Genomic DNA, 26,560 nt, shown 5'->3' with positions numbered 1-26,560 from the left:
CGTCACAGATCCGCCAGCATCTCCTTGGCCTTCTGGCGGTGCTGCGGCGTGATCGAGCCGGCGACGGCGGCGAGCGCCGCGGCGATCACCGCCGCATCGTCGGTGAAACCGAGCAGCGGCATCACGTCGGGGATCGCATCGAGCGGCAGCACGAAATAGCCGAGCGCCGCCAGCAGGGTCAGCTTGACCCGCCGCGGCGTCGCCGGGTCGCGCGCGCAGACCCAAGCCGCGAGCAGGTCCTCGGCGAAGGGGATGCGCTTCGCCACGCGCTTCAGCCGGCCGATGAACTCGTAGCCGAAACGTGCCTCGTCGCGCAGGCTCTTGCGGATCGCCGCCATCTCGTCGGGGGTGAAGCGCTGTCCGAACCCGAAGCTGTCGCTCATTCCTGTCTCCCTCAGCGCGCCAATTCTAGCCCGCCGTCGACGAAAAAATGTGGCCCCGCATGAAGGGCTGCACAAGGGATCGACTCAGAATCGCACGCCAAACCCTCTTGGATGGCGAGCATCGCGCCTCTAAAGCCGTTCCAGCAATGTCAAAAGACGCGAGGGACGCCATGAAGCTCGACTCCTCCATCGCCGCTATCGTCACCGGCGGCGCCTCCGGCCTCGGCGAAGGCACCGCCCGCATGCTCGCCGGCCATGGCGTCAAGGTCGCCCTGTTCGACCTCAACGCCGAGCGCGGCGAAGCGATCGCCAAGGAGATCGGCGGTCTGTTCTGCGCCTGCGACGTCACCGACGAGGCCTCGGTCGACGTGGCACTGCAGAAGGCCCGCGCCGCCCATGGCGTTGCCCGCATCGTCGTCAACTGCGCCGGCATCGCCCCCGGCCGCCGCGTCGTCTCGAAGAAGCGCGACACCGGCGAGCTCGTTGCCCATGACCTCGCCACCTTCGAGAAGGCGGTCGCGATCAACCTGACCGGCACCTTCCGCCTGATCGCCAAATCGGCGGTGGCACTCGCCGGGCTCGATCCGGTCACCGAGGATGGCGGCCGCGGCGTCTTCGTCTGCACGGCCTCGGTCGCCGCCGAGGACGGCCAGATCGGCCAGGCCGCCTATGCCGCCTCCAAGGCCGGCGTCGTCGGCCTGACCCTGCCGGTCGCGCGCGATCTTGCCGGGGTCGGCATCCGCATCGTCACGATCATGCCCGGCCTGTTCGAGACGCCGATGTTCGCCGGCCTGCCGGACGACGCGCGAGCCTCGCTCGCCGTCTCGGTACCGCACCCCTCGCGCCTCGGCCGAGCCTCGGAATATGCGGCTCTGGTCAAGAGCATCGTCGAGAACGACATGCTCAACGGCACCGCGATTCGCCTCGACGGGGCGATCCGGTTGGCGCCGAAATAGCGCACCCACGTCATGCTCGGGCTTGACCCGAGCATCTCAGGCCGGAGAGGGCTCCAGCCGGCGCCTTCTCGTCAGGGGATTCTCGGGTCTGCGCTACGCTTGCCCGAGAATGACACCTCCTCGCCGTCCTATTCCGCCGCCCCGTCGCGTTTGATCTCGTGCTTGAGGATCAATGGCGTCTGGGCCAGCGCGAAGATCATGGTCAGCGGCATCACGCCCCAGACCTTGAAGGCGACCCAGAAATCCTGGGTCTGGGTGCGCCAGACCACCTCGTTCAGCGCCGCCAGCACGAAGAAGAACAGGCCCCAGCGCAGGGTCAGCCTGCGCCAGCCCTCCTCGTCGAGCTGCAGCACGCTGTCGAGCACCAGCGCCAGCAGCGAGCGGCCGAAATAGAGCCCGCCGAGCAGGATGCAGCCGAACAGCGTGTTCACGATGGTCGGCTTGACCTTGATGAAGAAGGCGTCGTCGAGCGCCAGCGTCAGCCCGCCGAAGACCGTCACCACGACCGCGTTGACGATCGCCATGCGCGGCAGATGGTTCATGATGATCTTCGACAGCGCCAGCGCGATCAGCGAGGCCGCGATGAAGACGCCGGTGGCGACGAAGATGCGCCGGTCCTCGGCGACGCCGAACCAGCGGTCGCCATAGGAATTGGCGAAGAAGAAGATCGCCAGCGGCCCGAATTCGAGCGCGAGCTTCAGCAGCGGATTGACCGGTTTTGCCTCGCTCGGGCTCGCCGCCGTCCCGCTCATGCCGCTTCTCCCAATCCTGCCACGGCGCGGGCGAAATCGCGCGCCGAGAATGGTTCGAGGTCGTCGACGCTCTCGCCGACGCCGATGAAATGCACGGGCAGGCCGAACTGCGCCGCCAAGGCCACGAGGATGCCGCCGCGCGCCGTGCCGTCGAGCTTGGTCATCACCAGCCCGGTGACGCCGGCCGTGTCGCGGAAGGCCTCGACCTGGCTGACCGCGTTCTGGCCGACGGTTGCGTCGAGCACGAGCAGCGCCGCATGCGGCGCCTCTGCGTCGAGCTTGCGGATCACCCGCACCACCTTGGCCAATTCGTCCATCAACCCCGTCTTGTTCTGCAGCCGCCCGGCCGTGTCGATCAGCAGCACGTCGGTGCCGTTTGCCTTCGCCTTCTGCAGCGCCTCGAAGGCGAGCCCGGCCGCATCAGCGCCCTGCTGGCCGGACACGACCTCGGCGCCCGTCCGTTCGCCCCAGACCTTGAGCTGCTCGATCGCCGCGGCGCGGAACGTATCGCCCGCCGCCAGCATCACCGACTTGCCCTCGGCCCGGAACTTGGCCGCGAGCTTGCCGATCGTCGTCGTCTTGCCCGAGCCGTTGACCCCGACCATCAGGATCACGAACGGCTTTTTGGTGGCGTCGATCGAAAGGGGCATGGCGACCGGGGTGAGGATCGCCTCGACCTCGCGGGCCAGGATCGCCTTCACCTCCTCCGGCTCGATCTGCTTGTCATAGCGGCCCTCGCCGACCGCCTTGGCGATCCGGGCCGAGGTCGCGAGGCCGAGATCGGCCTGGATCAGGATGTCTTCCAGGTCCTCCAGCGTCGCCGCATCGAGCTTGCGCTTGGTGAAGAGGTCGCTGATGCCGGTGGTCAGCGCCGAGGAGGTTCGCGACAGCCCATCGCGCAGCCGGCGCCACCAGCTGCGCTTGGGCTGGACCGGCTCGGGAGCGGGCTCCGACGGCGCGATCGGCAGCGGCGCGTCCTCGCCGAGCAGAATCTCGGGCGTGAGAGGCGCCTCCGGCTCGGCTTCTGGCACGATCTCGGCCACAGGCTCGGTTGGCAATTCCGGCGGGGGAGCGGAAACAGGCTCCGGCGGCCGCGTCTCCGGCTGGTCCAGTCCGAACAGCTTCGAGAAGAAGCCGCGTTTCTTCGGTTCGGTCTCGCTCATCGCGCGTCCTGCCGCTGCGAGCGGCGAGCTTCGGGTTGCATGGCCTCACGGCCTTGTTTAGCGCAATGCCATGACCAAGCCTGAGCGACCAGCCCTTTCGCAGGACGAGCTGCCCTTCGCGCTTCTGCATCGCGACGCGATGATGCTCGTCATCGACAAGCCGGCCGGGCTTCCCGTGCATCGCGGTCCGGCGGCGAAAGGCCGCATCATCCCGGTGCTGACCGACCACCTCGACGCCCTGCGCTTTGGCCTGCCGCGAAGGCCGGAGGCGGCGCACCGGCTCGACAAGGACACCTCCGGCTGCCTGGTGCTCGGCCGGCATCCCCGCGCCATGGCGCAGCTCAACCAGCTCTTTCGCGATGGCCGCATCGAGAAGACCTATTGGGCGGTCGTCGAAGGCGCCCCTGCCGAGGACGCAGGATTGATCGACCTAGCCCTGGCGAAGCGCTCGCCCGAACGCGGCTGGTGGATGAAGCCGGACCCGGAAGGTCTGCCCTCGCAGACGCGCTATCGCGTGCTCGGCCGCGGCGATTTCAATGGCACGGCCATCGCCTGGCTGGCGCTCGAACCGCTGACCGGCCGCACCCACCAGTTGCGCGTCCACTGCGCCGCCAGTTTCGGGCCGATCCTGGGCGATGAAATCTACGGCTCGGCGCCGCGCGATGGCGGCCCAGGCCTGCATCTGCACGCACGGAGCATCACGATTCCGCTCAATCCGAAGCGTGATCCGATAGAGGTCTCAGCCCTGCCGCCACAGCATATGCAGGCGGCGCTCGCGGCCTGCGGCTGGGCCGGCGACGACAAGCTTTCCTAAACCCTAACGCAGCCGCGATCGACGACAAGACCTCGTCAACCATTCCCTAAGGCGCGTCTGCTATCCCCGGTTGCATTGGCCCACGGGGTTTCTCATGCTGGATAAGGTGGCGAGAACGGCGGAAGCGCGCGATGCGCTGCTGACCTTCGCTCAGGCGCGCGCCGATATTGCCGCCGATGCCGGGGGCAGCGCCTCGCTCGCCACGCTTTTGGGCTGGATCGAGAGCTATCTGATGCGCGAGCATCCTGATCTGGGCCGCACCGGTGCCGTCTGCCCCTTCACCCGCCAGGCGGCGCGCATCGACACGGCGCGCCTCGCCATCTGCACGGCCAGGCCGGACGAGGAGGAGCGCGCCTTCACCCTGATCCGCGGCAGTTTCGGCGCGCTCGACGCCATTCCCTGCAAGCCTGCCATGGCGCATTTCCGCACCGTCATCGTCGGCTTCCCGAACTGCGCCGACGCACGCGGCGTCGCGATGCTGCAGCGGGTCCAGCAGCGCCACAAATTCTACTCGCTCGCCAGAGGCCGCATGATCGGCCTGATGTACGAAGCTTCCGACGCGCCAGGCTTGTGGAACCCCGATTTCAGGCCCCTGCGGGCGCCGCTGCCCGTCCTCGCCATCCGTCATATGGTCGAGCATGATGCGCCCTTCGCGGCCCGGCACCCGCTCCTGCTCGCCCCTTATCTCGCCAAGTTCCGGTTGGTGGGGGCGAAGCGCCTGGTCGACCATCTCCGCGGCCAGGGTTGAGCATGCCTGCCAAGTCCATGCACCGGGATAGGCAAGGATCGCTCTCGCCCGGCGGCGAGACAGCCGCGGGGTTCTCGGTCGAAATCCTCACCGGCCGCGACGCCTTCTTCGCCCTGAAGCCGGAATGGGACGGCCTCTTCGCCCGGGCCGGCCTGCCGCATCAGCTCTTCCAGCGCCATGCCTTCCTGCGACACTGGTGCGATCACTATCTTGCCGCCGACGACCGCCTTTGCCTTGTCGTGGGCCGCGAGGCGGGCCGCCTGGTCATGCTCTGGCCGCTGGAACGTCGGCGCCGCCTCGGCCTGGAGCTGGTGCGCCTGATGGGCGCGCCGGTGGCGCAGTTCGGCGATGTCCTGATCGAGGCCAGCCCAAAGCGCGAGCATTGGCTGGAGCGAGGCTGGGAGGCCTTGCGCCGGCGCGGCATCGATCTCGCCGAATTGCGCCTGATCCGTGCCGATGCGGCGTTCGCCCATTGCAGCCGGCTCATGACGATAGCGCCTGTGGTGAGCCAGGAGGCGCCCTTCGCCGATCTCGGCCTGCGCGTCGCTCCGGACGGACCCAGCCTCGCCTACCCGGCGCGGGACCGCTCAAATTATCGCCGCCGCCTGCGCCGGCTCGCTGAGCGCGGTGAGATCGCTTTCGCCCATCAGGAGCCCGGTCCCGCGGCGGCCATGCTCGCCGAGCAGGCGGTTGCGATGAAACGCGCATCCCTCGCGCAACATGGGGTCGTCGCCCCTGCGGTCCTGAATCCGCGCTTCGGGCGCTTCTTCGCGGCTCTCGCCGCCGATCGGAGCGAGGATACCGGCCTGCGCCTCTCGGTCGTGACCTGCGACGACCGACCGGTCGGGATCGATCTGTCTTTCGATTGCAAGGGTCGCAGCTTTGGCCATGTCATCGCCAGCGATCCCGCCTTCGAACGCGAGGGCCTCGGCCGGGTGCTGATCCACCACGCCTTTACCAGCGCCAGGGAGCGCGGCAACTCGATCTTCGATCTGCTGGCACCGGCCGACCCCTACAAGCGCGAGCACGCCGACGGGGCCGTGCCGGTGCGCGATTTCACCGTACCGTTGAGCTGGCGCGGGCAGCTTGCCTGCGACGTCGCGCTGCCGCATCTGCGACCGACGCTGAAGGCGATCGCCAAGCGCCTGCCGGCGGGCTGGGTGCGGCGCTTGGCAAACTGAAACCCGGAAATATCTAGAGCAGTTCCGCTCTTCTTCGAATCGTAAAACTGCTCTAAACCTTTGTTTTATCGTATTTTCTTAATGCGGACGGGTAGCCACTTCGCTCGAAAATGCTCTAGCTCGCCATCGCGTCCATGGCGCGCGCCAGCCTGACGTCGAGCTCGGTCAGGCCGCCGGCGTCATGTGTCGTCAGTGTCACCTCGACCGTCTTGTAGACGTTCGACCATTCCGGGTGATGGTCGAGCTTCTCGGCGAGCAGCGCCACGCGGCTCATCCAGCCGAAGGCTTCGTTGAAGTCGCGGAAGACGAAGCGCTTGCTCATCGCCTCCCGGCCCTCGACCAGCGTCCAGCCCGTCAGGATCGACAGGGCTTCCTTGCGGGCCTCCGGGCTCAGGCGCTTTGGACGATCATGTCCCATTGTCACCTCCGCTGCGACACCGCGCCGCTCGGCCGGTTCGGATAGGACAGGCCGAGCGGGTACGCCGCTTCCAGCACATAGGGACCGCCGCCGATCGAATCGCGTGAGGACATCAGCGCAAAACGCCGCGCCGTGAAGCTGATCGGCCGCACGATCGGATGCAGAGCGAGGTAATGCGCGACATCGACCGGCGAGCCGTCGCGTAAGCGCGCCAGCGTGACATGCGGCGTGAACTTGCGTGATTCGGCCGGCAGGCCGAGTCGCCGCATCAAGCGTTCCAGTTCGCCCTGCAATTCGCCCAGCTTCTGCGAAGGCTGGACGCGCGCGAACACTGCGCGCGGCCGGTCGCCACCGAAGCTGCCGAGCTGGTCGAGCGTGATCGTCAGCGGCTCGCCGCCGACATCGTGGAGGAAGCTGTCGATGTCATGGGCCATGCGCCGGTCGACATCGCCGAGGAAGCGCAAGGTGATGTGATAGTCGGCAGGCTCGATCCAGCGGGCGCCAGCCAATCCGCCACGATGCAGCGTCAGGCTTGAAGCGACCTCAGCGGGAATTTCCAGGGCGGTGAATAGCCGGGGCATGACGAATCAGTGCCAAGCATTTGTGACTCTGGCGAGACGGCAGCCTCGCACCGTCCGCCGTCGTTCACAAGCCGGCTCTGCTTCCCGCTCATGGGCAGGGGTTGCCGACCCGCTGATGGACCGCGTCGATCCGCGCCTCGAGCTCGGGCGAGATCGTGACCCTGACCGAGCCAATCGCCGTCCTGAGCTGCTCCATGCTGGTCGCCCCGATGATGTTCGAGGTGAGGAAGCAGCGCGAGGTCACGAAGGCCAGCGCCATCTGCACGGGATCGAGCCCAGCCTCGCGGGCGAGCGCGATATAGGCCTTGATCGCCGCCTCCGAGCCCTCGGTCTGATAGCGCTGGGCGCGGTCGAACAACGTCGTGCGGGTGCCCGCCGGCCGGGCGCCGTCGAGATACTTCCCGGAGAGATAGCCCTGGGCCAGCGGCGAGTAGGCGAGCAGCCCGACCTGCTCGCGCATGGCGATCTCGGCCAGCGCCGTCTCGAAGGTCCGGTTCAGGAGATTGTAGGCGTTCTGGATCGACTGCACGCGCGGCCGGTCGGTCCCCTTCGCCTCGGCAAGGAAGTTCATCGTGCCCCAGGCGCTCTCGTTGGAAAGGCCGAGATGGCGGATCTTGCCGGTCTTGACGACTGCTGCGAAGGCGTCGAGCTGCTCGGCGAACGGCGTCTCGTCCTCGGCTTGCACGAACGCCGCCTGGTTGAAGCGCGATGGGTTCGAACCCCACTGCATCGGCCGGTCGGGGAAGTGGATCTGGTAGAGGTCGATATAGTCGGTCTGCAGCCGCTTCAGGCTCTTGTCGACGGCTTCTTCGATCTGCCGGCGGTTGACCCGGGTCGGGCCCTTGTCGTCGCGGAACCAGTCGTTTGCCGAGCGGCCGACGACCTTGGAGGCGAGGATCACCTTGTCGCGATTGCCGCGCGCCTTGAACCAGGTACCGATGATCCGCTCGGTCGAGCCTTGCGTCTCGGCCTTGGGCGGAATCGAATAGAGTTCGGCCGTGTCGAAGAAATTCACGCCCTGGTCGAGCGCGTAATCCATCTGCTCATGGCCCTCGGCCTCGGTGTTCTGCTGGCCCCAGGTCATCGTGCCCAGGCAGATCGCCGAGACCTTGAGATCGGTGCGGCCGAGACGGCGGTAGTCCATGGCGAAAGGCTCCGGCGACGAGCGGGCCGAGGCGCGCTGCGCATGACTGAGGTGATGGCAGGATGCGCCCTTGCTCAGGAGCGCGGGCGCAGGGAGGCGAGGAACCGCTCCACCGTCGGCAGGATGCGCTGCGCGATGACGCGCACGCCCTCAGCTTTCGGATGCAGCATGTCGGGCTGGTTCAATACCCGGTCACCGGCGATCCCGTCCAGAAAGAACGGATAGAGGATCAACCCGTGCCTCTCGGCGAGCTTGGGATAGATCGCATCGAAACGGGCGACATAGTCCGGGCCATTGCTGCGCGGCGCATACATGCCGGCGAGCAGGACCGGGATGCCGCGCGCCTTCAGCCCGGTCACGATCGCGTCAAGCGACTTTTCGGTCAGCGCCGGATCGACGCCGCGCAGGGCGTCATTGGCGCCGAGCTCGAGGATGACGCCGTCGGTGCCGTCCGGCACCGACCAGTCGAGCCGCTCCAGTCCGCCCTGCGAAGTGTCGCCGGAGACGCCGGCATTGGCGATCTCGACGGAAATCCCTTTGTCGCGCAGCATCTTCTCCAGCACCGTCGGGAAGGCGGCGCTAGCAGGCAGGTTATAGCCGGCGGTCAGGCTGTCGCCGAGCGCGACCAGCTTGAGCGGCTTGCTCTGGGCGAAGGCGGAGCTGTTCATCGAAAAGGAACCCAGGCTGGCGAAAACGAGCAGCATGACCGCCCAAATGCGCGGCAACGGCTGGATTCGAGACGGCAAGCGCCCATATCGGTTGGCGGCGCGACGCATGGCGGTTCTGATCCCTTCGGCTCGGAAAGACGGTCGAAGCGGCGACATCGGATGGGATGAAAGCGGAAACATGGCGGCGAGCGAAGGAACCCCGGCGGTCATCGAACTGAGCGACGTCGAGCTCAGTCTGGGGCGCGGCGCTGCCCGCGTCCATATCCTCAAGGGCGTCTCGCTGACGATCCCGCAAGGACAGGCCACCGGTCTGGTCGGTCCGTCCGGCTCCGGCAAATCGACCTTGCTGATGACCATGGCCGGGCTGGAACGGCCGGATTCCGGGGTCGTGAAGGTGGCCGGCCAGGATCTCGGCGCGCTCGGCGAGGATGCGCTCGCCCTCTTCCGCGGTCGCCATATCGGCATCGTCTTCCAATCCTTCCACCTGGTGCCGACCATGACGGCGCGCGAGAATGTCGCGCTGCCGCTGGAGCTTGCCGGCGCCGATGACGCCTTCGAGCGCGCCGCCGCTGAACTCCGCAATGTCGGTCTCGGCGAGCGCATGGACCATTATCCGGCCCAGCTTTCCGGTGGCGAGCAGCAGCGTGTCGCCATCGCCCGAGCTGTCGCGCCCGACCCGGCGATCCTCGTCGCCGACGAGCCGACCGGCAACCTCGACGAGAGCACGGGCCGCTCGATCGTCGACCTGATCTTCGCGCTCCGGCGCGAGCGCGGCGCCACGCTCGTCCTGGTCACCCACGACCTCTCGCTCGCCGCGAGCTGCGATCGCACCGTGCGTCTGCGCGCCGGCCGCATCGAGACCGAGGCCGGCACCGAGGCGCTGGCGATCTGAGATGCACGCCCCCGTCAAACCGTCCGCTTCGCCCTCGACGCCCTCTCGCCGCCCAATGGGCTTGAAGTTGGCCTTGCGCCTCGCCTGGCGCGATCTGCGCGGCGGCCTGCGCGGGTTCGGCGTCTTCATCGCCTGCTTGGCGCTCGGCGTCATGGCGATCGCCGCCGTCTCCTCGGCCTCCCGCGGTCTGAGCGAAGGGCTCGGCCGCGAAGGCCGGCGCATTCTCGGCGGCGATGCCGCCTTCAGCCTGATCCATCGCGAGCCGACCGCGGAGGAGCACGCCTTCCTCGCCCGTCATGGCAAGGTCTCGACCATCGCGACCCTGCGCAGCATGGCCAATGCCGGCGAGAAGGGCGCCGCCCTCGTCGAGGTCAAGGCTGTCGACGGTTCCTATCCAAGCATCGGCGAACTCCGCACTGATCCGGCCCAGCCGGCCGCCGACCTGCTCGCTTTGCGCGACGGCGTCTATGGCGGCATCGCCGATCCCGTCCTGTTCGGTCGGCTCGACCTCAAGCCCGGCGACACCGTGCTGATCGGCTCGGCGCGGGTGCAACTCCGCGCCAATCTGACCTCCGAACCAGACAAGATCGCCGCCGGCGTCGGCTTCGGCCCGCGCCTGATCCTCTCGCAGGAGGCGCTGCGGGCCTCCGGCCTGCTCCAGCCCGGCAGCCTGGTGCGCTGGACCGCCCGGGTCATCCTACCCGACGGCGCGAGCACCGACGCCGCGCTCGATGCTCTCCTGGCCAATGCCGGCCGTGAGCAGCCCAATGCCGGCTGGGAAATCCGCTCGCGCGCCAATGCCGCGCCGAACTTCCAGCGCAATATCGAGCGCTTCACCCAGTTCCTGACCCTGGTCGGCCTGACCGCGCTCCTGGTCGGCGGCGTCGGCGTCGCCAATGCGGTGCGCCGCTTCGTCGAGGCCAAGCGGCTCGACTTCGCCACGCTGAAGGCGATCGGTGCCACCGGCGGCCGGGTCGTCGCCATCCATTTGACCGAGGTGATGCTCGTCGCCGGCTTCGGCATCGCGATCGGGCTTGTGCTCGGCGCTGCCGCGCCCTTCGCGCTCGGGTATGCGCTCGCCGACATCCTGCCCTTACCCTTCGAGCCGACGCTCGCCCCGGCAGAGCTCGCCGTCGCCGCGCTCTACGGCCTGCTGACCGCGCTGGTCTTCGCCATCATTCCGCTCGGCCGCGCCCATGACGTACCGGTCTCGGCCCTGTTCCGCGACCAGATCGACCCCGACCGGCGCCAGCCGCGCTGGCTCTACCGGGCGATCTTCCTCGCCGCGCTTGCCGGCCTCGTCGGCGTCGCGCTCGTCTTCGCCTATGACCGGCGCATCGCGCTGATCTATATCGGCGCCGCAGGCGGCGTGTTCCTGCTGCTGCGTCTGATCGCTTGGGGGATGATGGCGCTGGCCCGCCGCGCCGGGCGCCCGCGCCAGCCAGCACTGCGCATGGCGCTCGCCAACACCTATCGCCCCGGCGCGCTGACGCCCTCTCTGGTGCTCTCGCTCGGGCTCGGCGTCGCGCTGCTCTCGACGCTCGCCTTCATCGACGTCAGCCTGCGCCGGCAACTGACCCAGTCGCTGCCGCAGAAGGCGCCGAGCTTCTTCTTCCTCGACATCCCCAACGCCCAGGCAGCCGAGTTCGACCGCTTCCTCGCGCAGCAGCGCCCCGGCGCTCATGTCGAGCGCGTGCCGATGATGCGCGGGCGCATCGTCAGCGTGAACGATGTCCCCGCCGAGCAGATCAAAGCGAGCGAGCAGATGGCCTGGGTGCTCGAGGGCGATCGCGGCATCACCTACTCGGCGGCCATGCCCGAGGCCTCCAGGCTCGCCTCGGGCGAATGGTGGCCGGAAAACTATCGCGGCGAGCCGCTGGTCTCCTTCGACGCCCGCGCCATCGAAGGGCTCGGCCTCAAGCTCGGCGACAAGCTCACCGTCAACGTGCTCGGCCGCAACATCACCGCGCGCATCGCCAATTTCCGCGACATCGAATGGCGCTCGCTCGGCATCAATTTCGTGATGGTGTTCTCGCCGAACACCTTCGCCGGCGCGCCGCACACGAACCTCGCCACCGTGACCGACAACGGCGTGACGCCCGCGACCGGCGATCCCGTCCTGATGCGCCAGCTCGCCATCGCCTTCCCGGCGGTGACGGCGGTTCGGGTCAAGGATGCGCTGGAAGCGGTCAACACCATCGTCGGCCAGCTCGCCGGCGCGATTCGCGGCGCCTCCGCCCTCGCCATCGGCGCCAGCCTGCTGGTTCTCGCGGGCGCCCTGGCGGCCGGGCAGAGGGCGCGGCTCTATGACGCGATGATCCTGAAGACGCTCGGCGCGACCCGCCGCTTCATACTTTCGTCGTACATCCTCGAATACGCAGGCATCGGCGTCGTTTCCGCCCTGTTCGGGCTCCTGGCAGGTGCCGCGGCCGGCTGGGGCGTCGTCACGCAAGTGATGAAGATAGATTTCGTCCCCGATCCGACAGGCGCTATTATCGCCGCAACTGCAGCTGTCGTGGTTACCGTCGTGTTCGGATTGATCGGGACGCTGCAAATACTGTCGAAAGCGCCCGCTTCTCATCTGAGGAATTTATGAGGTCTGACTCTGTGCAGCGCGGCATAAACATGGACAGAGCGTAATGTTGCATCGACTGGCCGGCGAATTTCTATGCCGGCCGCGGCGCTAACCATGCTTGCCTCTTGTAAGGCCGCCTGATCCCCCTCATATTTCGAAACGTCGCGACATCGGTGCGCGGCGGTGGGCGTCGCAAGGGCGATTGTCCGCCAGGCAAAGTTTCAAGGGGAACTCTCTCCATGAGCGATTTCGACCGCAACGCTCAGGTCTGGGGCGCCGGCCGCGCCCAGCAGACCAGCGCCGTCGAGGTGGACCAGGGCCTGCGCTCGTTCATGCTCGGCGTCTACAACAACATGAGCATCGGCCTGGCCATCACCGGCCTGATGGCGATCGGCATCTCCATGCTGGCGATCGCCGGCTACTCGCCTTCGGGCAAGGTCACTGCGCTGACGCCGCTCGGCCAGGCGCTCTACCTCAGCCCGCTGAAGTGGGTGGTGATGCTGGCTCCGCTGGCCTTCATCTTCTTCTTCTCGTTCAAGGCCGAGAGCATGAGCTCCTCGACCGCCCGTGCCATGTTCTTCGCCTTCGCGGCGGTGATGGGCATCTCGCTGTCGTCGATCTTTGTGGTCTTCACTGGTGAATCGATCGCCAAGGTGTTCTTCATCACCGCGGCCTCCTTCGCTGGCCTCAGCCTGTTCGGCTACACCACGAAGAAGTCGCTGTCGGGCATCGGCTCGTTCCTGATCATGGGCCTGATCGGCCTGGTGATCGCCTCGGTCGTGAACATCTTCCTGGCCTCGAGCGCTCTGTCCTTCGCCATCTCGGTGATCGGCGTGCTGGTCTTCGCCGGCCTGACCGCCTGGGATACGCAGCGCCTGAAGGAAATGTACCTGTACTCGGACCTCGACTCCGAGTCGGCCGCGAAGCTCTCGGTGAACGGCGCCCTGTCGCTCTACCTGAACTTCGTCAACATGTTCCAGATGCTGCTCTCGCTCTTCGGCTCCAAGCAGGAGTGAGCCGGGCGACAGCCTGAAAGAACGAAGCCCCGGCCTCGCGGCCGGGGCTTTTTTGTTTGGCTTGAGCCTGGTGGAAGGGCTCAGCTCACCACGCTCAATCGCTTGTCGAGCACCTTGAGCACCCGGCCGAGCTCGGCCCCGCGCTTCAGGATCAGCCCGGTCGCGGTCACCACCGAATAGGCGCCCTGGCGCCGGGCCAGCGAGGGATCCTTGACGATTCGGTAGAGCGGAACCTCGGCTGTGCGTCGAAACACCGAGAACTGGGCCTTGTCGCGCAGGAAATCGATGGCGTAGTCGCGCCATTCGCCCGCCGCGACCATGCGGCCATAGAGATTGAACAGCTCGTTCAGCTCACGCCGGTCGAAGGTAACCGAGGATGGCGCGGCAGCCGGAAAGGCGACGACCGCGCCCACTCGCTGACCTGGCGGAGTTTCGCTTTCGCTCATCGCGCCTCCTTCCGTCTATCGCCCCTTATTCGGCAAGGGATGATGCGCCTGCCTCCGGAAGCTGGCAAGACAACTTGATGACGGCCGCCCCATCTTCTCGCCGCCGGAATGCGATTGCCATGATTTTGCCGCGCTTGCGCCAAGCGAGCGCCCCGTTGCGGCATTCAACTCCGAATCGTTGCCTCGGCGGCCCGGCCTGTCCGGTTCCGGACACGTCAGCCCCCCAGCCCCTCCGGCGCTGCGGCGGGCCGGGCCAACGAGTCGAGGCCAACTCACGGCTGGCGGTTTCCGCCGGCCGTTTTTCTTTGGCTGAGGCTCAGCGCGACGCGCCGTGATATTCGGGATTAGGCCGCATATCGACCGCCGAGGCGATCCGGTTCGACATGTTGTAGAAGGCGGCGACCGCGCCGATATCCCAGATGTCGCGCTCGCCGAAGCCGGCCTTGCGCAGGGCTTCCCGATCCTCCTCCTCGATCTCATGCGGGCTCTCGGTCAGCTTCACCGAGAAATCGAGCATGGCGCGATGGCGCCGCGAGAGCTGCGCGGCGCGATAGTTCATCACCATCATCTCGCCGAGCACCGGATCGCCGGAGAGCTGGCGCACCGCCTGGCCATGCGCCGTCAGACAGTAATAGCAGCGGTTCACGCTGGAGACTGCGACCGCGATCATCTCGCGCTCGAGCTTCGACAGGCCGGACGGCGCCAGCATCAGATCGTTGTAGAAGGCGGCGAAGGCCTGGAGCTTGGCGTCGTCATGCGCATAGGCAGTGAGGACGTTCGGGACGTAGCCGAGCTTCTCCTCGCATTTGGTGAAATAGGCCTGCATCTCCTGCGACAGGTCGGCCTGCGGCAGCGCGAGCGCCATCACGGCGGGCGGCGCGTCCTGCTTCGCAGGCTGCTCTCCCACCATCGCTTTGTCATGCTTCTTCGTCATCTCTGCACTCCTCGCGCTGATATCCGCGCGGATAAGACACAACTTGCCGTTTCCGCGCCACATTGGTGCAATCTGGCTGCTGCGATACGACGAAAGTTGCAGCAGCCTGTGAGCTATGTCATCGCTTCGGCAAAATAGCAGGGGGAAGAAGACTATGGCCAAGCGCGAAGCGAATGCCACGGCTGCAGCCGTAATCGCGATCGAGGCAGCGGCTCGCGAGCTCGGCTCGGCGATGCCCGCGGAATTCCCCAAGCTGCTCTATGGCCGCACCGTCGCCGAAGATCTCGTCGCCCTGCCGCCTGATCTGCTCGCCCGCGCTGCCGAGGCCGCCTATGCCCATCTGAGCAGCCGCCGCAAACCCGGCGAGCCCAATCTGCGCTTCCGCGACGAGGCGGTGAAAGAGGATGGGCGCGAGCGCCAGATCACGATCCTCGAGGTCGTCAACGACAATAAGCCGTTCCTGCTCGATTCGACCCTCGCGGAGCTGACCGAGCAAGGCTACGAGCCGCGCCTGGTCGCTCATCCCATCCTCGCCGTGGTGCGCAAGGACAATGGCACGTTCGAATCGCTCGCCGGCGAAGCAGCCGGCCGCGCCGTCGAGGGCACGCGCCGCGAGAGCCTGATCCATATCCATCTCGACCGGATCGACACGGCCGAGGCGCGCGAGCGGCTCGCTGCCGGCCTCGCCCGCGTCTATGTCGATGTCGGCCTCGCGGTCGATGACTGGGCCGCGATGCGCGGCCGAATCACCGAAGTCATCCAGTCCTACCGCGCCAACCCGCCGCCGCTGCCAGAGGACGAGGTCGCTGAAGCACTGAACTTCCTCGAATGGATCGCCAGCGACAATTTCACCCTGCTCGGCGTGCGCGCCTATCGCTTCGCCGGCGGCGACACAGCCGCCGACCCGGTCGATTCCTCCGGCCTCGGCATCCTGCGCGACCCCGATGTCCGGGTTCTCCGCAAGAATCGCGAGCTCGTGGTGATGACCCCTGAGATCCGCGCCTTCCTGGCCAAGCCGCAGGCGCTGATCATCACCAAGGCCAACGTCAAGAGCCGCGTCCACCGCCGCGTCCACCTCGACTATGTCGGGGTCAAGCTCTTCACCCCCGACGGCCGGCTCGACGGCGAATTGCGCATCGTCGGCCTGCTCACCTCGAACGCCTATACTGGCAGCGCACGCGCCATCCCCTATCTGCGCCTCAAGGTCGCCCGCGTGCTCAAGAGCACCGGCTTCGACCCGTCGAGCTATTCCGGCCGCGCCCTCTACAACGTGCTCGACGCCTTCCCGCGCGACGAGCTCTTCCAGATCGACGTCGAGACGCTGGAGCGCTTCGCCCTCGACATCATGCAGTTGACCGAGCGGCCCCGCATCCGGGCGCTCGCCCGCGCCGACGAGTTCGACCGCTTCGTCTCGGCGCTCGTCTTCATCCCCAAGGACCGCTACGACACCACGGTGCGCCGCCGCGTCGGCGAATTCCTCGCCCGTGTCTACCAGGGCCGCGTCTCGGCCGCCTATCCCGCCTATCCGGAAGGGCCGCTCGCCCGCACGCATTACATCATCGGCCGCGACGAGGGCCGCACGCCCAAGGTCGACCGCAACACGCTGGAAGCCGGCATCGCCGCGATCGTGCGCACGTGGAGCGACGGCCTCAAGGATGCGCTCGACGCGCAGAAGGCCGGCCCCGCGGCCCGCGCCCTCGCCGAACGCTATGCCGAGGCCTTCGGCGCCGCCTATCGCGAGCGCTATTCCGCCGAGGACGCGCTCGTCGATGTCGACATGCTGCAGAAGCTGTCGAGCGAGCGTCCGCGCGCGGTCAACCTCTACCGCAGAGAGGGCGACGGGCCGACCCGGGCCAATCTCAAGCTGTTCTCGCGTGGCGCCGCGATCTCGCTCTCCGAGCGCGTGCCGATGCTGGAGAACATGGGCTTCCGCGTCGTCAACGAGCGCACCTTCAACATCACGCCGCAGCAGAATGGCGCAGGCAGCGCCGACAGCCGTGTCTGGCTGCACGACATGACGCTGGAGCGCGCCAGCGGCGGCGAGATCGACATCGAGAACCTCGATCCGACGATCGAGGCGGCGCTGATGGCCCAGTTCCGCGGCTTCACCGAATCCGACCGCTTCGACCAGCTCGTCCTCGCCGCCGGCCTCGCCTGGCGGGAAGCTGCGCTGCTGCGGGCGCTCGGCCGCTATCTGCGCCAGGTCGGCGCGCCCTATGCGCAGGACTACATCGCCGACGCGCTGACCCGCCATTCCGGCATCGCCACCGGCCTGGTCAAGCTCTTCATCGCCAAGTTCGACCCGCGCCTCTCCGAGAAGAAGCGCGCCGAGCAGATGAAGGCCGAGCGCGAACACATCGAAACCGCACTCGCCGACGTCACCAGCCTCGACGAGGACCGCATCCTGCGCCGCTTCGTCAACCTGATCGACGCGACGCTGCGCACCAATTTCTTCCAGATCGGTCCCGACGGGCATCCGCGCGGCACGATCTCGTTCAAATTCGCCTCAGGCCAGGTCGACGGCATGCCGCTGCCGCGTCCGCTCTACGAGATCTTCGTCTATTCGCCGCGGGTCGAGGGCATCCATATGCGCTTCGGCAAGGTCGCGCGCGGCGGCCTGCGCTGGTCGGACCGGCCGCAGGATTTCCGCACCGAGGTGCTCGGCCTGGTCAAGGCGCAGCAGGTCAAGAACGCGGTCATCGTCCCGGTCGGTGCCAAGGGCGGCTTCGTGCCCAAGCAGTTGCCGCCGGCGAGCGACCGCCAGGCCTGGCTCGCGGAGGGCACCGAGAGCTATCGCATCTTCATCCGCACCTTGCTCGAGCTTACCGACAATCTCGACGGCGAGAAAATCGTGCCGCCGCCGGACACGGTTCGCCATGACGGCGACGATCCCTATCTCGTCGTCGCCGCCGACAAGGGCACTGCGACCTTCTCCGACACGGCCAACGCGCTCTCGGCCGAAAAGCATCACTGGCTCGGCGACGCCTTCGCCTCGGGCGGCTCGCAGGGCTACGACCACAAGGGCATGGGCATCACCGCCCGCGGCGCCTGGGAGGCGGTGAAGCGCCATTTCCGCGAGATCGACGTCGATATCCAGACGACGCCCTTCACCGTCGCCGGCGTCGGCGACATGTCCGGCGACGTCTTCGGCAACGGCATGCTGCTCTCGCCGGCGATCAAGCTCATCGCGGCCTTCGATCACCGCGACATCTTCCTCGATCCCAATCCGGATTCGGCCAAGAGCCTGGCCGAGCGCCAGCGCATCTTCGCCTTGCCGCGCTCCTCCTGGGCCGATTACGACAAGTCGCTGATTTCCAAGGGCGGCGGCATCTTCTCGCGCCAGGCCAAGAGCATCGCGCTCTCGCCCGAAGCTCAGCAGGCGCTCGGCTTCGACAAGACGCAGGTCACCCCGGCCGAATTGATGACCGCGATCCTGAAGGCGCCGGTCGACCTGCTCTGGTTCGGCGGCATCGGCACCTATATCCGCGCCAGCGACGAGACCGACGCCCAGGTCGGCGATCGCGCCAATGACGCGATCCGCGTCACCGGTTCCGATCTGCGCACGAAGGTGGTCGGCGAAGGCGCCAATCTCGGCGCGACCCAGCGCGGCCGCATCGAGGCGGCCCGCAACGGCGTGCGCCTCAACACCGACGCGATCGACAACTCCGCCGGCGTCAACACCTCCGACGTCGAGGTCAACATCAAGATCGCGCTGGCCGACCCTGTCCGCGACGGCCGCCTGCCCGAGAAGAAGCGCAACGCCCTGCTGGCTGAGATGACCGACGAGGTCGGCCTGCTCGTCCTGCGCAACAACTACCTGCAGAGCCTCGCGCTCTCGCTGACCGAGGCGCAGGGCATCCAGGCGAGCCCGCATCTGCGCCGGCTGATGGTTCAGCTCGAAGAAGATGGCCGGCTCGACCGCGGCGTCGAGTATCTGCCCTCCGACGCCGTGCTGATCGAGCGCGAGAAGCGCGGTGAGGGCCTGACCCGGCCGGAACTCGCCGTGCTGCTCGCCTATGCCAAGCTCGCTCTGCACGACGCGCTGCTCGACTCGGCGATCCCCGACGATCCCTATCTGAAGAGCGAGCTCGTCCGCTATTTCCCGCAGCCGCTGCGCGAGGGCTATGGCAAGGAGATCGCCAGCCACAGGCTGCGCCGCGAGATCGTCGCGACCCAGCTCGCCAACGCCATCATCAATCGCGGCGGCCCGGCGATCGTCGCGACGCTGGCGGATCAGACCCGCGCCGAGGCGCCGGAGATCGCAGCAGCCTATGCCGTCGCCCGCGACGCCTTCGACCTGATCACGCTGAACGGCGCCATCGATGCACTCGACGCCAAGCTGCCGGGCAAGACCCAGACCGGGCTCTATGCCGCCGCACAGGAGCTGGTCGTCGACCGGATGCGCTGGTTCCTGCGTCGCGGCGTCGCCAAGCCCGGCACGATCGAGCAGACTGTCGCTCACTATGCCAAGGGCGTCGCGGCGCTTGAGGGCGCGCTCGCCGAGCTGTTGCCGGAGGCGGCAGCCCAGGCGCGCAGCGCCCGCATCGCCACGCTAACGGCCGAGGGCGTGCCCGAGGCGCTGGCGGCGCGCGTCGCCAGCCTGCCCTGGCTCGCCGAGGCGACCGACATCGTCGATATCGCCAGCCGGTCCAAGCGCGACATCGTCGACGTCGCCCGGATTCATTTCGGTGCCGACTCGGTCTTCGGCTTCTCGACACTGATGTCGGCCGCCGCCGCCGTGCCGGCGACCGACGATTACGAGCGCCTGGCACGCCAGCGCGCGGTCGAGACGCTGACCGACGCCCATGCCGGGCTGACACAGGAGATCGCCACCGGCAGATCCGGCCCCGACGCGCTGAAGGACTGGCTGGCGGAGCGCGGCGCCGATGCCGAACGCACCCGCGCCACCGTCTCGGCCATTGCCATGTCCGGCCTCTCCCTGCCAAAGCTGATGGTGGCGGCCGGCATGCTGGCCGATCTGCCGCGCCGGTAAGGCCGGCAGACAGGACAATCGTCGTCGCGCCACTTGTCGTGCGCGGCGGCCTGAGGAGCGAGCGTAGTTATGAATCCCGAAGACGACGGCGCGGTTGCGACCCGGATCGACCCGAAGCTGCTGGAAATCCTGGTTTGCCCGGTGACGAAGGCGACGCTGGAATACGATGCCGCCCGTCAGGAGCTGATCAGCCGGGCCGCCAAGCTCGCCTATCCGATCCGCGACGGCATCCCGATCATGCTGCCGGAGGAGGCACGGCAGTTGGAAGGGTAGCGCTTCTTCCTTCTCCCCTCGGGGGAGAAGGTGGCAGCGCGTAGCGCTGACGGATGAGGGAAGGGCAGGCACTACCTGCCCCTGTCTTACCCGGTCGTACCGCCCTCATCCGTCTGCTTCGCAGACACCTTCTCCCCCAAGGGGAGAAGGATTCCAGAGCCTTACAGCATTTCGCCCTTGAGCAGCCGCGGCGTCGGCCCGGCCAGCCCGGCTGCCTCGCGAATGAAGAAGCGCTTCAGCCCCGGCATGCGCTCGACCAGACCGAGGCCTAGATCCCGCGCCAATCGTAACGGTGTCGAATCGTTCGAGAACAGCCGGTTGAGCCCGTCGGTGACGACGCCCATGGCGACCGTGTCGAAGCGCCGACCCTTCTCATAAGCTTCCAGCACATCGGAGCCGCCGACATCGAGGCCGAGCCGGGCCGCGTCAACGATGACCTCGGCCAGCGCCGCGACGTCCTTCAGCCCGAGATTGAGCCCCTGGCCCGCGATCGGATGGATGACATGTGCGGCGTCACCGAGCAGCGCCAGCCGCTCGCCGACGAAGCGGCGCGCCACGCCGAAGGAGAGGGGATAGGCGCCCGGGCGGCTTTCCAAGGCGATTTCGCCGAGTTCGAGACCGAAGCGGCGCTCGACCTCGAGCAGGAGGTCACTCTCGTCGAGCGCCAGGAGCGCCGAGACATTCTCGCTGCGCTCAGTCCAGACGATCGAGGAACGATGGCCGAGCTTGCCGCCATCCGCCAGCGGCAGGATCGCGAAGGGGCCGGACGGCAGGAAATGCTCGACGGCCCGTCCCTCATGCGGCCGCTCATGACCGATGGTCGCGACGATCCCCGATTGCGGATACGACCAGCCGACCCAGCCGATCCCGGCCTGCTCGCGCAGCTTGGAGCGGGCGCCATCGGCAGCGATTAGCAGCGCCGCATCGAGCTTTTCGCCGCCGGCGAAGGCAACGGTGATGAACCCGTCCTCCTCCGTGCCGGAGCGGACGCCGTCGGGCCGCAGCTCGACGCCGTTGGCCCGCGCGACCTGGAGCAGCGCCGTCACCAGCGCACCGTTCTCGACCATATGGGCGAAGGGCTGGCCGGGCTCGACTTCGCCATCGAAGGTCAGGAACACCGGCCGCACCAGATCGGGCGTGCGGCTGTCTGTGATGATCATTTCTGTCATCGGCGTCGCGGCCGCTTCGGCCAGGCGCCAGATGCCGAGCGCCTCCAGCATGTTGCGCGCCGCCGCCGCGACCGCATAGGCGCGGTCGTCGGCGCGCGGCGGCCCTGCCAGCGCCGGATCGGCCACGATCACGCCGAAGCTCTCGCCCAGTGCCTGCTTCAGCGCGACCGCCAGCGTCAGCCCGGCGACGCCGCCGCCGGCGACGATGATGCGTTGGCTCACGTCTTCGGAACCCTGCGCCATGACATTCCCTGTATCGCGCCGCTTGACGCGGCCGGATCGCTCATTGCTGATGCTTGCTGTCTTGCCGATAGCCGCCCCGGGCTGCAAGCCCGCGCCGAGCCAGTTCATGCCGATGACATCAGCCACCGACACCTTGCTCTCGATCTTCGATCTCGAACCGCTCGGACACAACCGGTTCCAGGGTCGCAGCCCCGACAATGGCTGGGCCCGCGTCTTCGGCGGGCAGGTGATCGGCCAGGCGCTTTACGCGGCCTGCAAGACGGTCGAGACCCGCCAGCCTCATTCGCTGCACGCCTATTTCCTGCTGCCGGGCGATCCCACGATTCCGATCGTCTACGAGGTCGAGCGCCTGCGCGATGGCGGCTCGTTCACGACGCGGCGCGTACTGGCGCTGCAGAAGGATGCGGCGATCTTCGCCATGTCGGCCTCCTTCCAGATCGCCGAGCCCGGCCACGATCACCAGATGCCGATGCCCGCAGTGCCAATGCCGGAGGAGCTGCCGGATCACGATGCCCTGGAGCGCGACGTCTTCCCGCACGTACCCGAGGCGGTGCGCGCCTATTACCGGCGCGAGCGCCCGATCGAGGTCCGCCCGGTCGAGATGACCCGCTATGCGCAGGACGGCTCGCGCGATCCGAGGTTCAATGTCTGGATCAGGGCAAGACAGCCCATGGCGGACGAGCCTGCGCTGCACCAGAGCGTGCTCGCCTATGCATCCGACCTGCTATTGCTCGATTCCAGCCTGATCGCCCATGGCACCAGCGTCTTCGATCGGCAGATCCAGGCGGCGAGCCTCGATCACGCGCTCTGGTTCCACCGGCCCTTCCGCGCCGACGACTGGCTGCTCTACGCCCAGGACAGTCCCTCGGCTTCAGGAGCGCGCGGCTTTTCCCGGGGCCTCGTCTTCGACCGGCAGGGGCATCTCGTCGCCTCCGTTGCTCAGGAAGGGCTGATCCGGCCACGGCCCGACCGGGCCTGAGCAGCGACCGCCTGCTTTCGCAGCATTTGCCTAATTATTAGCCATTACGACCCGCTTAACCGCGCCTGATCATGGCGGAATCGCGGCATTGCCCGCTCGCGCGCCACATCCAGCGGTTGGCACGCGGCTTGAAAGGCTTCCCCCGACGCGCCTGGCTCGAAAGGGCGCGAGAGGCGCAACCACGTCGCTTGGATCGCGGTCCGACGGCGCACAAGCGGGGGTAACCCAGCCATGAAGATCGTGATGGCCATCATCAAGCCGTTCAAGCTGGAGGAGGTGCGCGACGCGCTCACCGCCATCGGCGTGCACGGACTGACCGTGACCGAAGTGAAGGGCTATGGCCGCCAGAAGGGCCATACCGAAATCTACCGCGGCGCCGAATACGCCGTGAGCTTCCTGCCCAAGATCAAGATCGAGGTCGCCGTCACCGACGATCTCGTCGCCAAGGTGATCGAGGCGATCACCGCTGCCGCCCGTACCGGCCAGATCGGCGACGGCAAGATCTTCGTCTCGTCAATCGAGAAGGCCGTGCGCATCCGCACCGGCGAGACCGACGGCGACGCCCTCTGATTTCCGATCTTCCCAGGAGTTTCACGATGAACAACAAGACCCTTAACCGGGCCGGGCTGGTCGGGCTGGCCTTCGCTGCGATGGCCGGCGCCGCACTGGCGCAAACCCCGGCAGCACCGCCCGCTCCCGTGCCAAACAAGGGCGACGTCGCCTTCATGATGAGCTCGACGATCCTCGTCCTGCTCATGACCGTGCCCGGCCTCGCCCTGTTCTATGGCGGCCTCGTCCGCTCCAAGAACATGCTTTCGGTGCTGACCCAGGTCTTCGCCATCGTCTGCATCGTCTCGCTGATGTGGATCATCTTCGGCTACTCGCTCGCCTTCACCAATGGCGGCGGCCTCAACGACTTCGTCGGCGGCTTCTCCAAGGCCTTCCTGCGGGGCGTCGACGGCAATTCGACTGCCGCGACCTTCTCCAACGGCGTCGTCATTCCGGAATATGTCTACATCGCCTTCCAGATGACCTTCGCCTGCATCACCCCGGCCCTCATCGTCGGCGCCTTCGCCGAGCGCATGAAGTTCTCGGCGCTGCTGCTCTTCATCGTGCTCTGGGTCACCTTCATCTATTTCCCGATGGCCCACATGGTCTGGTACTGGGGCGGGCCTGATGCGGTCGGCAACGCCGCCAAGGCGGTCGCCGAGGCCGGCGCCGACGGCAAGGCTGCGGCCCAGGCGGCGCTCGACGCGGTCAACGCCGATGCCGGCATGCTGTTCAAATGGGGCGCGCTCGACTTCGCCGGCGGCACCGTCGTGCACATCAATGCCGGTATCGCGGGCCTCGTCGGCTGCGTCCTGATCGGCAAGCGCATCGGCTTCGGCCGTGAGCTGATGGCCCCGCACTCGCTGACCATGACGCTGATCGGCGCCGCTCTGCTCTGGGTCGGCTGGTTCGGCTTCAACGCCGGCTCCAACCTCGAAGCCAACGGCACCGCGGCGCTCGCCATGATCAACACCTTCGTCGCGACGGCGGCGGCGGCGGTCGCCTGGCTGTTCGTCGAATGGGCGGTCAAGGGCAAGCCTTCCATGCTCGGCATGGTCTCGGGCGCTGTCGCCGGCCTCGTCGCCGTCACCCCGGCGGCGGGCTTTGCCGGCCCGATGGGCTCCATCGTCCTCGGCCTCGTCGCAGGCGCGGTCTGCTTCGTCTTCTGCTCGACCGTGAAGAACGCGCTCGGCTACGACGACTCGCTCGACGTCTTCGGCATCCACTGCGTCGGCGGCATCATCGGCGCGCTGGCGACCGGCATCCTGGTCAACCAGGCGCTCGGCGGCGGCGGTATCCCCGACTACTCGACCAAGCCCGGCGAGCTTGTGACCGCGACCTACGAGTTCGGCACCGCCTTCATGGCCCAGCTCAAGGCGGTGCTGTTCACCATCGTCTTCAGCGGCGTCGGCTCGGCGATCCTCTACAAGATCGTCGACGTGATCGTCGGCCTGCGCGTCGCCCCGGACCAGGAGCGCGAGGGTCTCGACATCGCCGAGCACGGCGAGCGCGCCTATCACGACTGAGCGCAGCCCATCTCGTTCGCAACATCGCCCCGGCGGGACACCGCCGGGGTTTTTCTTTGACGTCAATCAATCGCGGCTTTCGGCGCGGTCGAGCACGATCTCGAGCACCTGCACCCCCTCCGGCAGTTCGATCAGGAACTCGGCGTCGCGTTGGAGGTGATGGATCCGGCGTGGATCGGGCCCGGCGAAGCGCGACATCGCCTCGACGCTCTCCCAATAGGAGATCGTCACGAACTCGCTTTCGGTCTCGCGGTCCTCGCGAAACATCTGCGCACCGAGCGCCTTCTTAGCCAGTGGTCTGACGCCGACTTCCAGCAGATAAGCCGCATAGGCGTCGGCCTTCTCCGGCGCGGTGCGGCCGCGCCAGATCCGGGCAATCCTCGCGATCCTGTCATCGCCATCCACCATGTCGCCCTCCTTGCGGTTGCTGCTCCAAAAATGCGTTGGCCGGGGCGATCGTTCCCCAAATTGCTGACAATGCGCGTCGGCAGCGCAAGGTTAAGCGGGCCTTAACCGGACCTTCCTAACCTGCCGGTTCGATGGGGCGGTTCCGGCCGCCTTCCTGACTGACGCCCGCAGACCACGGCCCGATGCGCACGATCCGACGCTCCTCATCGCTGATCGACCGCCTGCCCGATCCGGTGCGCGAGTTCCTGTCGCGCCGCGCCGCCGAGATCGCCGGCATGGCGATGCTCGCGCTGATGGTCGCCATCGCCATTGCCTTGGCCACCTGGTCGGTCGACGATCCCAGCCTCAACAACGCCACGCGCGGCACCGTGCACAACCTGCTCGGCCGGCCCGGCGCGATGATCGCCGACCTCGCCATGCAGCTGCTCGGCCTCGGCGTGGTCGCGCTGCTGCTGCCGCCTCTGCTCTGGTCGCTCCGGCTGATCCGCTTCCATCTCTTCGATCGCAGCGCGCTCAAGCTCGTGCTCTGGGTCGTCGGCATCGTCTCGACCGCCGCGGTGGCGAGCGCCCTGCCGGCAACGCCGCGCTGGCCGCTGCCGACCGGCATGGGCGGCGTGATCGGCGATGCCCTGCTGCAGGGCACCCGCAACATCGTCGGCCTGTCCGGCACTGCGCTCGGCGGCCTCGTCGCCTTCGTCTTCGCCGGCATCGCCATCCTCTCGGTCACCGCGGCCGCCGGCTTTGGTTTCGTCACCGACGAGGATCCCGAGCCCGATCATGACGATGACGCCGCCTTCGCCGATGGCGAAGAACGCCGCGACGACGAGCCGGGCTTCTCGGTGATTCTGATCGGCTGGGTCGCCCATGGCGCCATGGCGCTGAAGGCCGCGATCCTGCGCCGCCTGCCGCGCCCCCCCCAGCCCGCCTCGGCCGGAGCCACCTCGATGCCCGTCCCGGCTCAGTCCGGCCGCGTCCGCCGCGAGCCGAACTTCACCGGCGATCCGGAAGCCTATCGGTCCCCTGTCGTCGCTCCGGATCTCGTCCGCCCCGCTGCCAGACCCGCAGCGAACGCTCGCCCGGCCTATGACGACGATGACGAGCCTTTCGAGGCGCAGGATGTGCGTGACCTCAACGCACCGCGCGTTGCAGCACCCGTGCGCGCGCCCAAGCCCGGCAAGCGCCTGTCGCGCGAAGCGCAGCCCTCGCTGCTCGATCGCGAAGGCTTCGAACTGCCGCCGCTGACCTATCTGGCCGAGCCGAAGAAGGTCCCGGCCAACACCATCTCGACCGATGCACTGGAGCAGAACGCCGCCTTGCTCGAGGGTGTGCTCGAGGATTTCGGCGTGCGCGGCGAGATCAGCCAGGTTCGGCCCGGCCCGGTTGTGACGCTCTATGAGTTGGAGCCCGCCCCCGGCACGAAGAGCTCCCGCGTGATTTCTCTGGCGGACGACATTGCGCGGTCGATGAGTGCGGTGTCGGCGCGCGTTGCGGTGGTGCAGGGCAAGAACGCGATCGGCATCGAGCTGCCCAACGCCAAGCGCGAGACCGTCTTCCTGCGTGAACTGCTCGCCTCCCAGGATTTCGAGGGCACCAAGCACAAGCTGGCGCTCTGCCTCGGCAAGACCATCGGCGGCGAGCCGGTGATCGCCGACCTGGCACGTATGCCCCACCTTCTCGTGGCGGGCACCACCGGCTCGGGCAAGTCGGTGGCGATCGTTAGGTGAATGCAGTTCTCGGCATAGCGCAATC

Annotated in this window: 23 protein-coding genes and 1 pseudogene; 13 read left to right on the top strand and 11 right to left on the bottom strand. The window is 67.5% G+C overall.

Annotated elements, in window-relative coordinates:
* Nucleotides 1–2: 2 nt before the first annotated feature.
* Nucleotides 3–383 carry a YkvA family protein gene (locus tag ACQKLX_RS27480; RefSeq protein ID WP_427364732.1) on the bottom strand — a complete coding sequence of 127 codons (381 nt, stop codon included), beginning with the start codon at nt 381–383 and terminating at the stop codon, nt 3–5.
* Between the two features lie 170 nt (nt 384–553).
* On the opposite strand from ACQKLX_RS27480, the gene ACQKLX_RS27475 reads away from it, so the two are divergent.
* On the top strand, nt 554–1,339 hold the full coding sequence (locus tag ACQKLX_RS27475) for an SDR family NAD(P)-dependent oxidoreductase (RefSeq protein ID WP_427364731.1): 786 nt from the start codon (nt 554–556) through the stop codon (nt 1,337–1,339).
* Nucleotides 1,340–1,467: 128 nt separating this feature from the next.
* Here ACQKLX_RS27475 and ACQKLX_RS27470 read toward each other — a convergent pair whose 3' ends face one another.
* Together ACQKLX_RS27470 and ftsY are read right to left on the bottom strand one after the other, a co-directional pair.
* Nucleotides 1,468–2,091 (bottom strand): septation protein A, encoded by a 624-nt coding sequence (locus tag ACQKLX_RS27470; protein WP_427364730.1) that lies wholly within the window; start codon nt 2,089–2,091, stop codon nt 1,468–1,470.
* Entirely contained in the window at nt 2,088–3,254 is a 1,167-nt protein-coding gene (ftsY, locus tag ACQKLX_RS27465) for a signal recognition particle-docking protein FtsY (protein ID WP_427364729.1), read from the bottom strand. The genes ACQKLX_RS27470 and ftsY overlap by 4 nt, the downstream gene beginning before the upstream one ends.
* A gap of 70 nt (nt 3,255–3,324) precedes the next feature.
* On the opposite strand from ftsY, the gene ACQKLX_RS27460 reads away from it, so the two are divergent.
* The 3 genes from ACQKLX_RS27460 (at nt 3,325) to ACQKLX_RS27450 (ending at nt 5,997) form a co-directional block, all read left to right on the top strand.
* Nucleotides 3,325–4,068, top strand: a complete 744-nt coding sequence (locus ACQKLX_RS27460) for an RluA family pseudouridine synthase (protein WP_427364728.1) — start codon at nt 3,325–3,327, stop codon at nt 4,066–4,068.
* Between the two features lie 94 nt (nt 4,069–4,162).
* On the top strand, nt 4,163–4,816 hold the full coding sequence (locus tag ACQKLX_RS27455; RefSeq protein ID WP_427364727.1) for a DUF6875 domain-containing protein: 654 nt from the start codon (nt 4,163–4,165) through the stop codon (nt 4,814–4,816).
* Between the two features lie 2 nt (nt 4,817–4,818).
* Nucleotides 4,819–5,997 (top strand): GNAT family N-acetyltransferase, encoded by a 1,179-nt coding sequence (locus ACQKLX_RS27450; protein WP_427364726.1) that lies wholly within the window; start codon nt 4,819–4,821, stop codon nt 5,995–5,997.
* Between the two features lie 115 nt (nt 5,998–6,112).
* On the opposite strand, the gene ACQKLX_RS27445 is transcribed toward ACQKLX_RS27450, so the two are convergent.
* The 4 genes from ACQKLX_RS27445 to ACQKLX_RS27430 all read right to left on the bottom strand — a co-directional run bounded on the left by ACQKLX_RS27445 (nt 6,113) and on the right by ACQKLX_RS27430 (nt 8,844).
* On the bottom strand, nt 6,113–6,415 hold the full coding sequence (locus ACQKLX_RS27445) for a 4a-hydroxytetrahydrobiopterin dehydratase (RefSeq protein WP_427364725.1): 303 nt from the start codon (nt 6,413–6,415) through the stop codon (nt 6,113–6,115).
* Between the two features lie 2 nt (nt 6,416–6,417).
* The gene (gene thpR / locus ACQKLX_RS27440; protein WP_427364724.1) at nt 6,418–6,996 is read right to left on the bottom strand and encodes an RNA 2',3'-cyclic phosphodiesterase; all 579 of its coding nucleotides are present in this window, start codon (nt 6,994–6,996) and stop codon (nt 6,418–6,420) included.
* An 88-nt stretch (nt 6,997–7,084) separates the two neighbouring features.
* Nucleotides 7,085–8,140 (bottom strand): aldo/keto reductase, encoded by a 1,056-nt coding sequence (locus ACQKLX_RS27435; RefSeq protein WP_427364723.1) that lies wholly within the window; start codon nt 8,138–8,140, stop codon nt 7,085–7,087.
* A gap of 74 nt (nt 8,141–8,214) precedes the next feature.
* Nucleotides 8,215–8,844: an arylesterase gene (locus ACQKLX_RS27430; protein WP_427364722.1), complete on the bottom strand. Its 630-nt coding sequence runs from the start codon at nt 8,842–8,844 to the stop codon at nt 8,215–8,217.
* Nucleotides 8,845–8,986: 142 nt separating this feature from the next.
* Here ACQKLX_RS27430 and ACQKLX_RS27425 point away from each other — a divergent pair, with 142 nt between their 5' ends.
* From ACQKLX_RS27425 to ACQKLX_RS27415, 3 genes are all read left to right on the top strand, one after another.
* Entirely contained in the window at nt 8,987–9,700 is a 714-nt protein-coding gene (locus ACQKLX_RS27425) for an ABC transporter ATP-binding protein (protein WP_427364721.1), read from the top strand.
* Nucleotide 9,701: 1 nt separating this feature from the next.
* Nucleotides 9,702–12,296, top strand: coding sequence for an ABC transporter permease (locus ACQKLX_RS27420; RefSeq protein ID WP_427364720.1), 2,595 nt, complete (start codon nt 9,702–9,704; stop codon nt 12,294–12,296).
* Nucleotides 12,297–12,514: 218 nt separating this feature from the next.
* A complete protein-coding gene (locus tag ACQKLX_RS27415; RefSeq protein ID WP_092163126.1) occupies nt 12,515–13,291 on the top strand; it encodes a Bax inhibitor-1/YccA family protein in 777 nt (258 codons plus the stop codon).
* 80 nt (nt 13,292–13,371) lie between these two features.
* On the opposite strand, the gene ACQKLX_RS27410 is transcribed toward ACQKLX_RS27415, so the two are convergent.
* Entirely contained in the window at nt 13,372–13,737 is a 366-nt protein-coding gene (locus ACQKLX_RS27410; protein ID WP_427364719.1) for a DUF2794 domain-containing protein, read from the bottom strand.
* Between the two features lie 316 nt (nt 13,738–14,053).
* Nucleotides 14,054–14,602 (bottom strand): peroxidase-related enzyme, encoded by a 549-nt coding sequence (locus ACQKLX_RS27405; RefSeq protein ID WP_427364769.1) that lies wholly within the window; start codon nt 14,600–14,602, stop codon nt 14,054–14,056.
* Between the two features lie 223 nt (nt 14,603–14,825).
* Between ACQKLX_RS27405 and ACQKLX_RS27400 the strand changes: the two genes are divergently transcribed.
* Nucleotides 14,826–19,664: an NAD-glutamate dehydrogenase gene (locus tag ACQKLX_RS27400; protein WP_427364718.1), complete on the top strand. Its 4,839-nt coding sequence runs from the start codon at nt 14,826–14,828 to the stop codon at nt 19,662–19,664.
* Nucleotides 19,665–19,733: 69 nt separating this feature from the next.
* Nucleotides 19,734–19,937: a Trm112 family protein gene (locus ACQKLX_RS27395; protein ID WP_427364717.1), complete on the top strand. Its 204-nt coding sequence runs from the start codon at nt 19,734–19,736 to the stop codon at nt 19,935–19,937.
* A gap of 161 nt (nt 19,938–20,098) precedes the next feature.
* Here ACQKLX_RS27395 and ACQKLX_RS27390 read toward each other — a convergent pair whose 3' ends face one another.
* Entirely contained in the window at nt 20,099–21,349 is a 1,251-nt protein-coding gene (locus tag ACQKLX_RS27390; protein ID WP_427364768.1) for a ubiquinone biosynthesis hydroxylase, read from the bottom strand.
* Between the two features lie 112 nt (nt 21,350–21,461).
* Here ACQKLX_RS27390 and ACQKLX_RS27385 point away from each other — a divergent pair, with 112 nt between their 5' ends.
* The 3 genes from ACQKLX_RS27385 (at nt 21,462) to ACQKLX_RS27375 (ending at nt 24,403) form a co-directional block, all read left to right on the top strand.
* Nucleotides 21,462–22,328 carry an acyl-CoA thioesterase gene (locus tag ACQKLX_RS27385; RefSeq protein WP_427364767.1) on the top strand — a complete coding sequence of 289 codons (867 nt, stop codon included), beginning with the start codon at nt 21,462–21,464 and terminating at the stop codon, nt 22,326–22,328.
* A gap of 231 nt (nt 22,329–22,559) precedes the next feature.
* On the top strand, nt 22,560–22,898 hold the full coding sequence (locus tag ACQKLX_RS27380) for a P-II family nitrogen regulator (RefSeq protein ID WP_377800423.1): 339 nt from the start codon (nt 22,560–22,562) through the stop codon (nt 22,896–22,898).
* An 80-nt stretch (nt 22,899–22,978) separates the two neighbouring features.
* Nucleotides 22,979–24,403 (top strand): ammonium transporter, encoded by a 1,425-nt coding sequence (locus ACQKLX_RS27375; protein ID WP_427364766.1) that lies wholly within the window; start codon nt 22,979–22,981, stop codon nt 24,401–24,403.
* Between the two features lie 66 nt (nt 24,404–24,469).
* Here ACQKLX_RS27375 and ACQKLX_RS27370 read toward each other — a convergent pair whose 3' ends face one another.
* The gene (locus tag ACQKLX_RS27370) at nt 24,470–24,811 is read right to left on the bottom strand and encodes an antibiotic biosynthesis monooxygenase family protein (protein ID WP_427364716.1); all 342 of its coding nucleotides are present in this window, start codon (nt 24,809–24,811) and stop codon (nt 24,470–24,472) included.
* A gap of 182 nt (nt 24,812–24,993) precedes the next feature.
* Here ACQKLX_RS27370 and ACQKLX_RS27365 point away from each other — a divergent pair.
* Nucleotides 24,994–26,526, top strand: a pseudogene (locus ACQKLX_RS27365) (DNA translocase FtsK 4TM domain-containing protein); the annotation flags it as partial.
* Nucleotides 26,527–26,560: the final 34 nt, after the last annotated feature.

The organism is Allobosea sp. NPDC003192, from assembly GCF_050275675.1.
In the GTDB taxonomy this organism is placed as follows: domain Bacteria; phylum Pseudomonadota; class Alphaproteobacteria; order Rhizobiales; family Beijerinckiaceae; genus Allobosea.
This window is presented reverse-complemented; position numbering and strand designations above follow the sequence as displayed.

Coding starts and splice junctions, on each gene's coding strand:
- ACQKLX_RS27425 (WP_427364721.1), top strand. CDS start 8,987: ATGGCGGCGAGCGAAGGAACCCCGGCGGTCATCGAACTGAGCGACGTC.
- ACQKLX_RS27395 (WP_427364717.1), top strand. CDS start 19,734: ATGAATCCCGAAGACGACGGCGCGGTTGCGACCCGGATCGACCCGAAG.
- ACQKLX_RS27370 (WP_427364716.1), bottom strand. CDS start 24,811: ATGGTGGATGGCGATGACAGGATCGCGAGGATTGCCCGGATCTGGCGC.
- ACQKLX_RS27390 (WP_427364768.1), bottom strand. CDS start 21,349: ATGGCGCAGGGTTCCGAAGACGTGAGCCAACGCATCATCGTCGCCGGC.
- ACQKLX_RS27475 (WP_427364731.1), top strand. CDS start 554: ATGAAGCTCGACTCCTCCATCGCCGCTATCGTCACCGGCGGCGCCTCC.
- ACQKLX_RS27380 (WP_377800423.1), top strand. CDS start 22,560: ATGAAGATCGTGATGGCCATCATCAAGCCGTTCAAGCTGGAGGAGGTG.
- ACQKLX_RS27460 (WP_427364728.1), top strand. CDS start 3,325: ATGACCAAGCCTGAGCGACCAGCCCTTTCGCAGGACGAGCTGCCCTTC.
- ACQKLX_RS27480 (WP_427364732.1), bottom strand. CDS start 383: ATGAGCGACAGCTTCGGGTTCGGACAGCGCTTCACCCCCGACGAGATG.
- ftsY (WP_427364729.1), bottom strand. CDS start 3,254: ATGAGCGAGACCGAACCGAAGAAACGCGGCTTCTTCTCGAAGCTGTTC.
- ACQKLX_RS27400 (WP_427364718.1), top strand. CDS start 14,826: ATGGCCAAGCGCGAAGCGAATGCCACGGCTGCAGCCGTAATCGCGATC.
- ACQKLX_RS27385 (WP_427364767.1), top strand. CDS start 21,462: ATGACATCAGCCACCGACACCTTGCTCTCGATCTTCGATCTCGAACCG.
- ACQKLX_RS27410 (WP_427364719.1), bottom strand. CDS start 13,737: ATGAGCGAAAGCGAAACTCCGCCAGGTCAGCGAGTGGGCGCGGTCGTC.
- ACQKLX_RS27445 (WP_427364725.1), bottom strand. CDS start 6,415: ATGGGACATGATCGTCCAAAGCGCCTGAGCCCGGAGGCCCGCAAGGAA.
- ACQKLX_RS27375 (WP_427364766.1), top strand. CDS start 22,979: ATGGCCGGCGCCGCACTGGCGCAAACCCCGGCAGCACCGCCCGCTCCC.
- thpR (WP_427364724.1), bottom strand. CDS start 6,996: ATGCCCCGGCTATTCACCGCCCTGGAAATTCCCGCTGAGGTCGCTTCA.
- ACQKLX_RS27405 (WP_427364769.1), bottom strand. CDS start 14,602: ATGGCGCTCGCGCTGCCGCAGGCCGACCTGTCGCAGGAGATGCAGGCC.
- ACQKLX_RS27415 (WP_092163126.1), top strand. CDS start 12,515: ATGAGCGATTTCGACCGCAACGCTCAGGTCTGGGGCGCCGGCCGCGCC.
- ACQKLX_RS27435 (WP_427364723.1), bottom strand. CDS start 8,140: ATGGACTACCGCCGTCTCGGCCGCACCGATCTCAAGGTCTCGGCGATC.
- ACQKLX_RS27450 (WP_427364726.1), top strand. CDS start 4,819: ATGCCTGCCAAGTCCATGCACCGGGATAGGCAAGGATCGCTCTCGCCC.
- ACQKLX_RS27455 (WP_427364727.1), top strand. CDS start 4,163: ATGCTGGATAAGGTGGCGAGAACGGCGGAAGCGCGCGATGCGCTGCTG.
- ACQKLX_RS27430 (WP_427364722.1), bottom strand. CDS start 8,844: ATGCTGCTCGTTTTCGCCAGCCTGGGTTCCTTTTCGATGAACAGCTCC.
- ACQKLX_RS27420 (WP_427364720.1), top strand. CDS start 9,702: ATGCACGCCCCCGTCAAACCGTCCGCTTCGCCCTCGACGCCCTCTCGC.
- ACQKLX_RS27470 (WP_427364730.1), bottom strand. CDS start 2,091: ATGAGCGGGACGGCGGCGAGCCCGAGCGAGGCAAAACCGGTCAATCCG.